Annotated in this window: 7 protein-coding genes; all 7 read left to right on the forward strand. The window is 56.4% G+C overall.

Going from position 1 to position 14,036, the window contains the following annotated elements; translation table 11 throughout:
• The first annotated feature begins 463 nt into the window (after positions 1–463).
• The 7 genes from ACWUI2_RS19255 to ACWUI2_RS19285 all read left to right on the forward strand — a co-directional run bounded on the left by ACWUI2_RS19255 (position 464) and on the right by ACWUI2_RS19285 (position 13,684).
• Positions 464–3,607, forward strand: coding sequence for a hypothetical protein (locus tag ACWUI2_RS19255; protein ID WP_486984466.1), 3,144 nt, complete (start codon positions 464–466; stop codon positions 3,605–3,607).
• 286 nt (positions 3,608–3,893) lie between these two features.
• Positions 3,894–5,447 (forward strand): sodium:solute symporter family transporter, encoded by a 1,554-nt coding sequence (locus ACWUI2_RS19260; protein ID WP_486984467.1) that lies wholly within the window; start codon positions 3,894–3,896, stop codon positions 5,445–5,447.
• 421 nt (positions 5,448–5,868) lie between these two features.
• Positions 5,869–8,421, forward strand: coding sequence for a hypothetical protein (locus ACWUI2_RS19265; protein ID WP_486984468.1), 2,553 nt, complete (start codon positions 5,869–5,871; stop codon positions 8,419–8,421).
• Positions 8,422–8,447: 26 nt separating this feature from the next.
• The gene (locus tag ACWUI2_RS19270; RefSeq protein WP_486984469.1) at positions 8,448–9,077 is read left to right on the forward strand and encodes a type II secretion system protein; all 630 of its coding nucleotides are present in this window, start codon (positions 8,448–8,450) and stop codon (positions 9,075–9,077) included.
• Positions 9,078–9,160: 83 nt separating this feature from the next.
• Positions 9,161–10,768, forward strand: coding sequence for an FAD-dependent oxidoreductase (locus ACWUI2_RS19275; protein ID WP_486984470.1), 1,608 nt, complete (start codon positions 9,161–9,163; stop codon positions 10,766–10,768).
• Positions 10,769–11,004: 236 nt separating this feature from the next.
• The gene (locus tag ACWUI2_RS19280; RefSeq protein ID WP_486984471.1) at positions 11,005–12,489 is read left to right on the forward strand and encodes an exo-alpha-sialidase; all 1,485 of its coding nucleotides are present in this window, start codon (positions 11,005–11,007) and stop codon (positions 12,487–12,489) included.
• A gap of 100 nt (positions 12,490–12,589) precedes the next feature.
• Complete coding sequence (locus tag ACWUI2_RS19285; RefSeq protein ID WP_486984472.1) at positions 12,590–13,684, forward strand: LacI family DNA-binding transcriptional regulator; 1,095 nt, start codon at positions 12,590–12,592, stop codon at positions 13,682–13,684.
• Positions 13,685–14,036 lie beyond the last annotated feature (352 nt).

A 14,036-nucleotide genomic window follows, 5' to 3' on the forward strand; every position in this document is an offset into this window, starting at 1 on the left:
GAAGCCTCTTTGGAGTGCTCCGCGTCCTCGCGGAGCTTTCGTGCGCGCGGACGAGTTCCGGCCGTCGAATGGCTCTCGGGTGTGCGACTGTCGTTGGCCGTTCGAAAGCGGTGCGGGGACGCACCGCACTCCAAAGCGCTTCGCGCAAAAACGAAGACGCACCCTGGTTTTCGAGGCGGAGCCTCTTTGGAGTGCTCCGCGTCCTCGCGGAGCTTTCGTGCGCGCGGACGAGTTCCGGCCGTCGAATGGCTGTCGGGTGTGCGACTGTCGTTGGCCGTTCGAAAGCGGTGCGGGGACGCACCGCACTCCAAAGCGCTTCGCGCAAAAACGAAGACGCACCCTGGTTTTCGAGGCGCTCCGCGTCCTCGCGGAGCTTTCGTGCGCGCGGAAGAGTTCCGACCGTGGAAATAACAAGCGCTTCGCGCGAAAACCGGACCGCCGTGTAACCCGTATGAACACAATTATGAAAACCGAAACCATTCGATCGGAAAGCTCTCTTGAATACCGTCAACTTCGCCGGAGGCCTTTGGTGATTCTGGTGGGGCTCCTTTCGTTGTTTGTCGTCTCGACCGCCGCGGCGCAAAGCCACAGTCATTTCCCGGGTGTGATCATCAACGAGATTCCTGCTCCTTCCCGGATCGGCAGTTTTGTGCTCAGTCCGGTTTATGTGTCGGACCCGTGTATTCTTGTGTTGTCGAACGGAGATTACATCGCTTCGCATGCGCAGTTCGGTTCCGCCTCCGGGTCCAGTAGTAGTGGGCGGACGCAGATTTTTCGTTCGCAGGATAAAGGGGCGACCTGGGTGAAGGTGAACGGCGGCAACGATCTGACCGGTATCCTGCGGGGTGGCCTTTTTGAACACGGCGGAGGAATTTACATCCTCGGGGCGAGTCATGACACTTCGGGGAACAACGCCGTAATGGCCCGCTCGTTCGATAACGGCGACAGCTGGGAGACGGTCACTTTCTCGCGGGGCGGTCAGGCGACACCGGACAACGTAATTGAATTTCAAGGACGCAACTGGATCGGGTGGACCCGAAGCAATTATTCAGCGCCGGTCGGCAGCAATCCATTTATGGAAAGTTCGTGGAGCACGGGCACGGGTTTCCCACCCGCGCAGGACAACTGGTTGCCCGGGACCGGTTTCAATGCCTCGGACAACTTCATTGGAGAAGGGCAAATCGCGGCCTCTCCGCAGGAGGGAGTCGTGCTCCTGTCCAAGGTCCGGCTTTTGCCTTATATGACGCTGGCGCGAGTCCATCCCAGCAATGGTCGGGTGGCGTTTGATCCCGATCATGATTTTGTTCGAATGGAAGGAGGCGAGAAGAAATTCGGGATCCGTTTTGATCCCGTTTCAGGCAAATTCTATATGCTCTCCAATCCGATTCTTCCCGCTCATTACGGATCAAGTCTCGCGATCGATCTCATCCGCAATACCGCTACCGTCTCCACCTCGACCGACCTGCGCAACTGGACGACGGAGCAGATTTTTATCTATTCCCCGCATATCAGTTACGAAGGATTTCAATACCTGAACTTCGAGTTCGATGGGGACGATATCGTGATCGCCTCCAGGACCGCGTTTGACGTCGGGGGCAACAGACCTCCGCGGGGGCATGACTCGAACCTGTTGACCTTTCATCGGATTGAGAATTTCCGCGAATTAGAACCGGAACATGTTCTCCGTCTGGAGGGGGGACAGGTTCGACGTTTCGAGAAGACTCAGCATGCGGATGCTCCCCTGGGGGCATTTGCTTTGGGCAATTCCTTTGCGGGCGCACCCTTATCCAATCCGGTGGCGTTCGGCGAAATCGACGGCGATGTTTACATCCAGGAAAGTGGCGGCCGGATCCTTCGCTTCGACCGCATGGGTAATTTTCTGGAGACAGTTCCCACATCGCCGGAGCCATTGGGGAGTGGCGAACAATCGATTTCCCAGCCCCCCGCCGGGGAGCGAACCTGGATTGGGAGCGGTTCGGGAGATTGGGACAATCCCCGCAATTGGTATTATTGGAATCGTCCGCAGTCAGCGGCCGAGACCGCGATCTTCGGCGATGCGCCGACTGGATCATCCGTCACGGTCTCCCTGACCACCTCCACCCGGTCATGGGATTTTGAAAACGATGGCGACTTTGAAGGCTGGGGAACGACGAATGTCAACGGCGCTCAGGTGAGCGGTGGAAGCCTGCGGGGAACGGCGGCGAATCACGAGCCGATTTTGGAGCGGCTCAACCAGAACTTTTCGGGCAGCGACGCCGACGAGGTTCGGGTGCGGATGCGCGTGAATCAGTTTGGCAACGTTCCCGTCTATTTTTATTGGGGGACGTGGTCCGCTAATAGTTTCACCACTGGGCGTCGTGTCGAGGCGACTTACAGCGGTAATGGCGAGTTTCAGGATGTGGTCTTTCCGATGGCGGGGAGAGCGAGCTGGGCGGGCCAGCAAATTACCCGGATTCGTCTCGACCCGGTGAAAGGTGCCGCCTATGCCGGGGTGGAGTTCGAGATCGACTCGATCTCGATTCCCTTGCGTGGTGACGGGATGTCGTTGGGGGGGCTTCGGTTTCAAAGCAACTCCGCTTATACCGTGGCCGGAGCGGGGGAGTTGATCATGGAAACGGACGGTGGTCCCGCCCGAATAGAGGCGATCAGGGGAGATCACCAGATGCAGGTTCCGCTTCTCCTCAACGCCGATGCCGACCTGACATCCACCGTAAACGCGAGTCTTACATTCGATCCCGCGCCTCGCCTCAATGGCCACGAACTTCACGTGCAAGGGGAAGGCAAAGTTACCGCAACGAGTTGGACCCTGGACCATAATGACAAGTTGAATGTGGCCGGTCCGGTGGAGGTAAACGGAAAACTTCAGCTGAATTCCGGATCCAGCCTTCAGGTAAGTCACGCTACGCTCGAAGCCACGGAAATCCAGTTTTCGGAGACCGGTGGCGTTCAAGTCGCCCTGATGGGTGGAAGCGGCGTCCCCGCCCTGGTCGCGGCGGGAGACTTGAACCTTGGCGATGGAAATATGCTCGCCCTGGCTTTACCGGCAGACTTCGCGGGCGAAAGGGACATTAGGTATCCACTTATCTCCTACGGAGGTCAATTAACCGGAACACTGGATGGTTTGGCGGAGGGCGCAGAAGTCGAAATCGACGGCCATCTGTTCGTGTTGGATAAAAGCTTACCCGGCGAACTCAGCCTGATTTACCTGGGCATGACCTACGAGCGTTGGGTTGACTCGTTTGACCTGCCAGAAGGCGAGACCGTTCCTCAGGCGATGCCTGCCGGGGATGGTGTCACTAATCTCGTCAAATACGTTCGCGGCATATCGCCGCTGCAACCGGTCGCTTCGGGACAACTCTTTCAGACCCGGACTGAAACCGACGGCGACGTGGCCATGCTGATCCTGGAAATGGAACGAAATCCGTTGGCGCCTCAGCACAGTATCGACGTTCAGCGCTCGGACGATCTTGTCAATTGGACGGCCGTCTCTTACGACGACTTCACTTTGTGGCTCGACGAACCGGCATTGTTCCGGGCTGGATTCGATTTCGGCTCGGCCGCACGGTCCTTCTTTCGTTTCCAGGTTCGGCTGGAAGCGAATCCGTGAGCCGTCTTCTGAGGTTCCCCCAACTGCACGCCACGGTCGCGGCTTAGAGGTTTGTTCAGGTTCCGCCCCTCCCTTTGTTGGCGCGTCCTGCGAAACGATGGGCCAGTTAATTCCGGCGGCCTCAGACCGTGCGTCGATCCGCCATCCATGCGAAAGAGCAAGAAAACTCTTGAGGTGAGAATAGAAAGGGGCATTATGCATGAATAGGATCTGAATAATAACTATTGCGCCATTGCCTCAGCCTCATCTCCTGTGGATGGATCGACCGTAGAAAAAGAACATTAGGATGGAGTTTTCGATTCGGATATTGGACGTCGCGGTGATCGCGATTTACCTGATCGCGATGGTCGCGGTGGGGTATTATTGTGCCCGAAAGCGGACGGCTACCACGGAAGCGTATTTTCTTGGTGATCGCTCGTTCGGGGGCTGGTCAATTGGTTTGTCGATGTTGGGGACAAGTGCCAGTTCGGCGACATTTCTGGCCTTGCCGGCGGCGGCCTACATCCTGGACTGGCGGCAGTTGAACGTGAATTTGGTCCTGCCGTTGGTGGCCGTCCTGGCGATTGTAGTATTCATCCCGTTCTTTCGTCGCGCTCAAATTATTTCCGCTTTCGAATATCTCGGGCTCCGTTTCGGGGAAATCCCGCGGCTGTATGGAACGTTGAGTTTTGTCATCCTGCAACTGATACGAATGGCTCAGGTGTTGTTCCTGGTCGCGTTGCCGATTCAGTTTCTGACCGGCCTTCCTATGGAATGGGTGGTTCTGGGGACGGGGCTGTTTATCGGGTGTTACACCATTGCGGGCGGGATCACGGCGGTGGTTTGGAGTGACGTGGCGCAGTCCATCATCCTGCTGGTGGGAGGGATTGGTTGTGCCGTGTTGATCATCTTCGACCTGCCGGGGGGATTCGGGCAGGTCATCGAGGTCGGAAGGGAGCATAACAAGTTCAGTCTGGGGAGCTTCGATTGGGACCTGGCGGAGCGGACGTTCTGGACGGTCGCCATTCTGGGCGTGATCAACTGGTTGCAAATCTACAGCAGCAGCCAGCCGATCGTCCAACGATACGTGGCGGCCAAGTCGCTGTATGAAGCCCGGAAAGGGACGATAATTTTTTCTTTGGTGGCGTTACCCTTGTGGACGCTCTTCTTTTTTCTTGGGACAGCGGTCTTTGTGTATTATACCAACGCTCCCGATGAGCTGGTCGCCGGATTCGAGGCGGACCAGGTATTGCCCTATTTCATTCTGACGCAGGTGCCGGCGGGGGTGGCGGGCGTCATTATCGCGGCGATCATCGCCGCAGCGATGAGCACCATTGATTCCGGAATCAATTCCATCTCAACGGTAACGGTCGTCGATGTGGTCAAGCCCCATATCGCACGGAATCGAAGTGACCTCTTTTATCTGCGAGGCGCGAGAATCATATCGGGGGTGGTCACATCCCTGGTGATCGCGGGCGCGTTCGTATTCAGCCGGATGGAGAAGGAAAGCATGAACGACGTCAGCCTGATCGTGACCAGTGTATTTGGGGGGTGTTTGATGGCTCTCTTCATGATGGGCTTTTTCACCCGCAGGGTGGATGGCAAGTCGGCGACGGTCGCCATGTTTTTGGCCATCGGTTTCAACATCTACCTTGGATTCGGGCTTTTGGGGTGGCTGCCGGCGTCGTTGACGATGAACGTCCACAGTTACTGGGTCGGGGCCTTGGTAAACGGCGCGTTTATCGTGCTCGCATATGCCATCAGTCTTATCCGCCGGGTACCGTCCGACGACCTAACGGGATTGACGGTCTGGACAATGGGGGGGAACCTCAAAAAAAAGAAAAAAAGAGCTTGCGCATAAAGTCTGAATAATTCATAAATAAAATACTGATTAAATTCACCATAGAGTTTGCCGCGAGGGTGGTTTAATTCCCCCCCTTTTTTTGAGGCTGTCTGGAGCGGCAGGTCTTAGGAAGAGGGCCACGGAGTCAAAAAACCGCAGAAGCTCGTGGAGACCCGGGACACATTTTGTTTTTCTGAATCGCGCGATGAAATATTCAGAGTCAACCTGAGTGACTTATTGAAGACTTTCGCTGCCGCCAAACCCAGTTCATTTCAACCCGACCAAAACCCATACCAAAGCTAACATGATAAGAAAAAGTGCTGATCTATTCCTTTCTCGCGAATATCCCTCGTCGTTCAGGCGCGCTTTTGCGAAACTCTTTATGTTTGCGTTTGCCCTGAATTTATTCCTGTCCACGGCAGTCATCGAAGCTGGTGCCATGGTCAGTAAACCTCAAGTTGTACCCGGCGCAACCGTTTCGGGTTTGCCGACGGTCGCCTTTGATGGGGGAGGGGGATTTCTGCAAATCGATAGTAAGCCGCTCGATTTTGACGGACGTCCTCCGGGGAAAACGACCCTGATCGTCTTTCGCCCCGATGTTGCCGGAATTGGACGATTGGTGACATCGGCCTACGGCACTCTGGATGCCGAGGGACATCCTGGAGCTCATTATGTAGTCAATTCCGCCTACCTGCAAGCGAGCGGTCAGTTTCGAGTCCAGCATCGGTCGGCGACGGGTGGGAGTCACGGTGTCAACGTCAGCGCCGCCGGAGTATTGAGCACGGAGACGTTCTCAATCGGGACCAACCTTTGGTTGCCGAACTCGGAGGGTGAATTTGTCAGCACCGTGCGCGACAGCAATTTTAACCGGTATGTTGTCACCGGGTCGGGAGCCACGGCGAATCCGCAAGATCACCTGTATACGCGAATTGGAATGGCCTCCTCGGTAGGAAACCCCGACGAATTTGAAGGCGGGTTTGCCGGCCAGATCGCCGCGGTTCTGATCTATGATCGAGCGATTGCTCCAAATGAACTGGAGCAGATGGAGCAGTATCTCTACGACGTTTATCTGACCCAGGCGGGGGGGGATCCGAATAATCCTCCTGTTACCGACGGCCTTGTTGTCCATCTAAACGGCAGCAATCTGGTCACCAACAATAATGACGTTGATCAGATGACCGATATTTCCGGCAGGCACAATCATGCCGATGTGGTGATGCCAGCGGAACTTCCGCCTCAAACAATTGTTTGGAATAATCCGGGTGAAGCATCGTGGTTCAACTTGAGCAATTGGAACCCGACCATTCGTCCCAGGTTTGTGGATACCGTGAAGATCGATAATGGCGGAACTGCTGTCATTGGTGATGGAGTGCATGCGGAAGCCGACCTCCTGGGGCCCGGCTATGAGTCGAATACGTCTGGAACTTTGCGCCTCGAAGCGGGTGGTTCACTCCGGGTAAGTCGCGGTTTCAATGTCGGGCGCGGTGGCACAGGTGTCATGGTCCAGGAAGGAGGCACGGTTGACCTGTCGGGAAGTGTCTTATGGGTGGGACGAACGAGTACTGCCAACGGTACTTATACGCTCCTGGACGGCGAGATTATCAATACGGGTGAGATCCGAGTCGGCGAAGGGACGACCACCGAGGGCGTATTTACCATCGAAGGAGGAGAGGTCACTCATGACGGCGTTTTCTGGTTGGCCCGCAATGGCGGCGCGAAAGGAACGCTGAATATCACTGGCGGCACGCTCAACATGAATGGGCCGTTGATGGTGATTAGCGATTCGACGAACTCGGTGGGAATCCTCAACCTGAGCGCGGGCGTGTTAAGTGCCAACGGGATCGCGGTATCGCGTCCGGGGAGCGCGACCTTTACCATGAGTGGGGGAGAGTTGCACCTCGGTGCGCGCGACCTGGAGTCGGGCACCAATGGTATCTTCAACTGGAGCGGAGGAATTCTCCGTCCGCGCGCCGGTATTGATCTGGTGCTGAGGGATGCTCCACTCCCCCTCAATCTCCAGGCCGGTGGAACCGGTGCGATCATCAGTTCGACAGACGCCGATGGGGTCGGGCGGACAGTGACCGTGGAGAATTTTTTTGAAGGAGAGGGTGGAATCACTATAGCAGGCGAAGGTGTGGTTTTGTTCAACAGCATCAACACCTACACGGGGCCAACCCTCGTGGAAGCCAACGCGACTCTTGGCGGGATCGGGACGGTATCGGGACCGGCAACGGTGCTGGGGAATCTCGCGCCCGGCAACAGCGTCGGGACCCTGACGTTTGGCAACGACCTCGATCTGTCGGGAATTGCCTCCGGCTCTCTTCGCTTCGATCTGGCGGAACCTGAAGAGAGTGACCAGGTGGTGGTGGAAGGGACGTTGAACCTCGGCGCCCTCCATTTTGATGATTTCGCGTTCCAGGCGTTGGCCGGTTTCGGGCAAGGGGAGTATGTGCTTTTCGAGGCCAATTCTCTGGCGGGTGAAATTGGCGCTGCGTCAGGTTCGATCGCCGGAGCCGCCGCCGGGTTGTCAGTTGTTGGAAATACGGTGGTGCTGACGGTCGGCGAGGCCCCGTCGATGATAACTTTCGCCATGTGGCAGCAAGAAAACTTCCCGGATGAGCTCGAAGATGAAACCGTGAGTGGTCCGGCCGCCGATCCAGCCGGCGATGGGATTGCCAACTTGATCAAGTTCGCTCTCGGGCTTCCCCCGAAGATCCCCTCGCGCACGGGGTTGCCGGTTGAGTCGATCCAGTCTGTGAATGGTGTCGATTACCTGACTCTAACTTTCACGGTGGTAAATTCGGCGGCGGTGAGTTGGGGAGTTGAAGCATCGGCAGACCTCACGGACTGGTCGGACGAAGCCGTTGAGATTGAGGAGGCCAGGGTGGCGGATACCGAGGCCGGGACCACCACATTCAGTTATCGGGACTCCGAACCACTCGAAGGATCCGCGCGGCGTTTCCTTCGTTTAGTGATCGAGGCTGATCAGTGATAACCCATTCCAACTGGAGAAACGTCATGCATCCACGGAAGGTATCAGACAAAACATCAGACGCGTTCACCTTGATCGAACTGCTCACGGTCATTGCGATCATTGGGATCCTGGCTGCAATTCTCATCCCAGTGGTGGGAGCGGTCCGGGAGTCCGCTCGCTCGGCCCAATGCCTTTCGAATCTCCGCCAGATCGGCCAGGCGTCGTTGATGTATGCGACCGACCACAACGATCGTCTGCCACCGCGCGTGGGTGGGGGGCAATCTGCTCCCCGAACACTGGCGGAAGTTCAGCTCCAGCCGTATACTGATCATGCCGTCCTGCGAGGGGAAGGTGACAACACGCGATTGGACTTGATCTGGCGTTGTCCAAACGGGCCGGACGAATGGCAGTTCACTTATGCGCCAAACGAATATTATTGGGGCGAGTCGATAACGGCGCTTCACACTCCAAGTCGATTCGTTCTGGTGCGGGATCGCGGCAACAGTGCCGCAAGCTCCTCAATCAATTCCAATAACCCGGGTCCGCCGTGGCATGGCGTATCCTATAACGCGGTTCACGCCGATGGTCATGCGGAAGCCCTCCCGCTGGAGGAATTGCGGGTGAGGTTGAGGAGTCAGACGGCCGACCCTGGTGGGGCGGGTGGTTATTTTTAGTAGTTAGTCAATCCTGACGGCCGCCACTAACGTGTTTGTGCGTTCGGGAGGAACAGGAATATCGGCCTGCGGGCGGCAAATAAATGATGAGGGAAGAAAAGAAAGAATTCGAATTGGTAGTGGTCGGAGCGACACCCGGGGGTATCGCGGCGGCGGTTGCCGCAGCTCGTATGGGGACCTCGGTAGCGTTGTTGGAGCGACATTCGCATGTCGGGGGCATGACCGCCAGCGGGCTCGGCAAGAGTGATGTGGAACACCAGGAGTTGATCGGCGGAATCTTCAAAGAATTCGTCGAGCGCGTTCGCGTTCACTACGCCGAAGTTCATGGCCTCGAGTCGGAGAACTACGCGATGTGCCGAAACGGTTATTACGCGGAGGCGTCGGTGGCGGAATCCGTGTTTCGCGGGATGCTCGCCGAGTGTGGGACGATTGAGGTATTCTTGTCCCATGAAGTTTGTCACGCTGAGGTTTCAGGAGATCGATTGCAGGCAATCGAAGTGGCATCCCTGACGTCGGGGAAAGTTTTCTCTCTCTTTGCGCCGGTTTTTATTGATGCGACCTACGAAGGTGACCTCGTGGGATTGTCCGGGGCGGACTACCGGTTGGGACGGGAAGGGCGGGACGAGTTCGGGGAACCCCATGCGGGAATGGTTTATTACGATTATGAGCGGGGTGTTCGTCTTCCGCGGAGCACGGGTGAAGGGGACGACCGGCTCCCGGCTTATACCTATCGATTTTGTCTCTCCCGCGATCCCGCCAACAGCCGAGTCCTGGAAACGCCGCCGGATGATTACGACCGTGGTATCTACATGCTTTACCACGATGACCTCCAGGAAGGAAGGCTGAGCCGACCGGCGGTTTTCAAGGAAGGCCGCGGCTATTATCCGGAACATTTCGACACCCTGGTGCGGGCGCTGTCGGTGACAGACCTCCCCAATGGGAAGGTGGATGCGAACATCAATCCGCGTCCATTGGCCTTTCCTTTTGCCGAGGAAAATATCGGCTACGTGGAAGGCGACTGGAAGATCCGGGAGCGAATTTCGCGGCGTCACCGGAATCTCTGTCTGGGGCTCCTCTGGTTTTTGCAGAACGACAAGAGCGTTCCGTCGAAGGACCGGGCGGAAGCGTGTAAGTATCATCTTCCACTCGATGAGTTTACTGACAACGGCAATTTTTCATGGCAGTTGTATGTCCGCGAGGGGCGTCGTTTGGAAGGCCGTTACATGCTGACCGAACACGACATCACAGTCACTCCTGAATCGCCCAGCACACCTGAGTTCGATGACGTGGTGGCTATGGGGGAGTTTCCGATCGACAGTTTCCCGGTTCGCAAGCGGCAACCGGGTGACACGATTGTCCTGGAAGGCTATCTGGGAATGATGGACGAGATCACCCAACCGTATAACATACCGTATCGGGCGATGATTCCGCGGCGGTTACAAGGCCTGATCGTTCCTGTGCCTGTTTCAGCGACACACGTGGCTTTCTCATCGGTTCGCATGGAACCGACCTGGATGGCGCTGGGACACGCGGCAGGATGCGCAGCCTGGCTTTGCGTCCGTGACGGCGTCCTGCCCCATGAACTATCTGTTGGACCCCTGCAGAAGTTGTTGATCGAGCAGGGGCAGGTTCTTCCTGCCGCCGTGGCAGACGACTTTGAGTTTTCGTCAGTCGCCGCTCGCGGAAAATGACCTGGAGGAGTGTGACAAGGCTCGGGAGGCCGTTGTCGCTTGTTGGTGAATAATTCAAACCTGAAAAACAAGAAATATTGATGAAGTGGAACAAACAATTTCTCCCCCTTTATGTTCTCGTGGGAGGTACACTGGCGGCATCGCCGGCGCCAGCCGGGTATCCGGATCCTAAGGACAATCCAGAGTCGCCGGTTATGCTCGTTGGGGACTGGTTCGATCATTCGCACCAGATTGATGTGAACAAGCTGCCTCAGGTTCCGAGGGAGCATATTGTCGTCAATGACGTGACCTCTCGAAATGGCGTGAATCAGCACAATTACCTGATTCACCATGACGGACGCTTCTGGGCGATGTGGAGCGATGGACCACGGATCGAAGATCGGGTGGGGCAAGTAGTGAAATACGCGACCAGCGAGGATGGCGTGAATTGGAGTGAGGCCCGCTTTTTGACCGATTATCCAGCCGGCTCCGGGCCTGATTCGCCTCACTATAATACGCGTTCCCCGGAAGGGTTTCGTTACATTGCTCGCGGTTTTTGGGTGCGGGAAGAAGGGGAACTGCTGGCGTTGCTATCCAGAGACGAAGCAGCGGGTTTTTTTGGGCCGAGCCTCAAACTTCTTGCTTATCGCTGGGATCAAGATGAGGGGAAGTGGAAGAAACACGGACTTGTTTATGACAACGCCATCAACAACTTCTCTCCGAAGCGCCTTCCGACAGGCGAATGGATGATGTCACGGCGGCCCTACGACTACAGCAGCTCCGGAGTTGATTTCCTGATCGGTGGCGTGGAGGCTTTCAATGAGTGGGAAAAATTCCGGGTTCCACAAGGACCTCTGACAGCGGAGGAACCATACTGGTGGGAGTTGCCTGACGGTAATCTGATGGCTCTTTTTCGCGACAACCGCCGCAGTGGATACGTTTTTCGGTCGTTTTCCACCGACAACGGACGCACGTGGAGCACTCCAGTTCAGACCGATTTTCCTGACGCGCGGTCGAAATTTCATGGGCTGCGCATGAGTGATGGGAGGTATGTGCTGGTGTCAAATTCGCATCCGAACAGCCGCGACTATCTGACGTTGGCGATCAGTGACGATGGGATGATTTTTGATCGACTCTATCATTTGGTGACCGGTGACCGAAACGGAGTGGATTACCCAATGATGATGGAGCATGACGGGTATCTTTATATCGCTCATTCCGGCGGGCACGGCAGGCGGAAGCAGTCGGTGGAAATCCAGCGGGTTCGTATCAGTGACCTGGATGAATTGGAGATGGTCGATGCGAGAATTCCCCCGCCATACAAGCCAGGGGAGGATGATATCATCGTTGATCACAGAGATGAGGCTCATGTCGAGGTTCGCGGGGATTGGGAATCCAGCGACAGATCGGAAGACCGTCACGGAGAAGATTATTTGTTCCTGGCCCCGGGAGGCGTAGGGTCGGTAAGTTTCACGCCGGAATTGCCGAGGGCCGGTTCATACGAAGTGTATGCGCTGTGGAACTCCCTTGGTCGGCGTTCCCCTGCAGTCTCCTACATCGTAAAACACGCCGGAGGAACGGAAAACGTGAGGGTTGATCAACGAAACCAGGGAGGAGATTGGGTTAGCCTCGGGCATTTTGATTTCGGAGAGAACGGGGCATCGGTCACGATCGAGAGCGATCGGGACAGAGGGTACGTAATTGCCGACGCGGTGCTGTTTCGTCCGCGCGCCCAGGAGTGAGGGGGACTCGCCGGAAGGGCGCGTGGATCGGGAGTTTACGTGTTTTTGCGGAGGCGCGGCGAAGTGATCGTTACGCCGGGGGAATGGGTTTGAATAAATCGTGAATAAAACATTGACCTTCGGGGTAAACCGTGGTTTTGATTTCATGATGTCTTCTCCCGTGACAACAACTAAACTTGCTGAAATTGCGGGTGTTTCCCAACCGACCGTCTCGCGTGTTTTAAACGGCGGCAAAGGAGTCGCGCCGGAGAAAATCCAAGCGGTTCGGGAAGCGATCGAGGCGACCGGTTACAAGCCATCCCGATCGGGGCGGGGACGCCCCGGAGGCATGGGGCAGAACGGTATGGGAAAGCAAGTTGGCGTTACGATAGCCCTGATTATCGTCGACAAATTTTACCTGCGGCATCCGGTTCTGGCTTTGGCGAAGATGCGAGGTGTTCAGCGTGCGGCCAATGAGGCGGGACTGAATCTGCTGGTGGCGGAAGTGGGCGAAGGCGATCCATTGCCCCCGCTTTTGGCTCAGGGGAAAGTCGACGGGGTCTTGTTGTGGGGGAACAGCACGCCTCAAAACTTACTCGATTCCATGTGCGGGCCGATCGTGTGGTTATCGAGTCACGCCAGTGACCCGGGGGACGGGGTTTTGCCGGGAAATGAATTTATTGGGCGGCTCGCAGCCGATTATTTGTTGAATGAAGGTCACCGCGATGTTGCTTTCTTTTCCCTTTCAGACATTCACCCCGGAGTCGAGGCTCGCAGTGAAGCTTTTGCCTATGCCATCCATCGAGGAGGGGGCCGTGCTCAGATGGTCATTGAAGAGTCGGATGCGATTGGGCCCGAACCGGACTCCTACAAGAATTTTGAATCGCGGGTGGGTAAACTGATGGCGAGGCTTCTGAGCTTAAAACCGCGGCCCACAGGTATTTTCGTGGCCGATGATCACGTTACTGCCATGGTTTATAGGCAGTTGATGGATGCAAAAATTCGGCCGGAGAAGGACATGAAAATTATCTCCTGCAACAACGAGGAACCCTACTTAATCGGTTTACGGCCGCGGCCGGCGACGATTGACCTGGCACCGGAAATCACCGGGAGACGCGCTGTGGAGCAGTTGCTCTGGCGTATCCGCCACCCGCAGGAAGAGCGACGGATTCAGGTGATGGTCGAACCGATCCTGATTCCCGGCGAGACAGTGTAGGTGTTCGCCGAGGGCGAATGATACCGAATCGTTCTGCCGGAGGATTTTGATGGAGAGCCAACGCTATCGGGTGCACGGGTGGACATCGGTTGACGCGCTCGATCACTCCGCTGACGGTTCGTTTCCTGGAAAATGCCGGAACTAATCTTTAAACATCCGGTCCCATTTTTCCATTGAGCTTGGGGAATCGTTTAACGGGCGGGGCCCACGCCTGCGCGGTTCAGGGGGGCACCCCTGACGCTGTCACTGCGCCGGAGAACCGACATTGCTCCCACCCGGGAAGGGCAAAAATGTGCAGGGTGGGCATTTTTCTACAAAAAAAGCTTGCCAGGTGATTTGCATAGCGCCAACG

It is taken from the genome of Verruconatronum alginivorum (assembly GCF_056590205.1).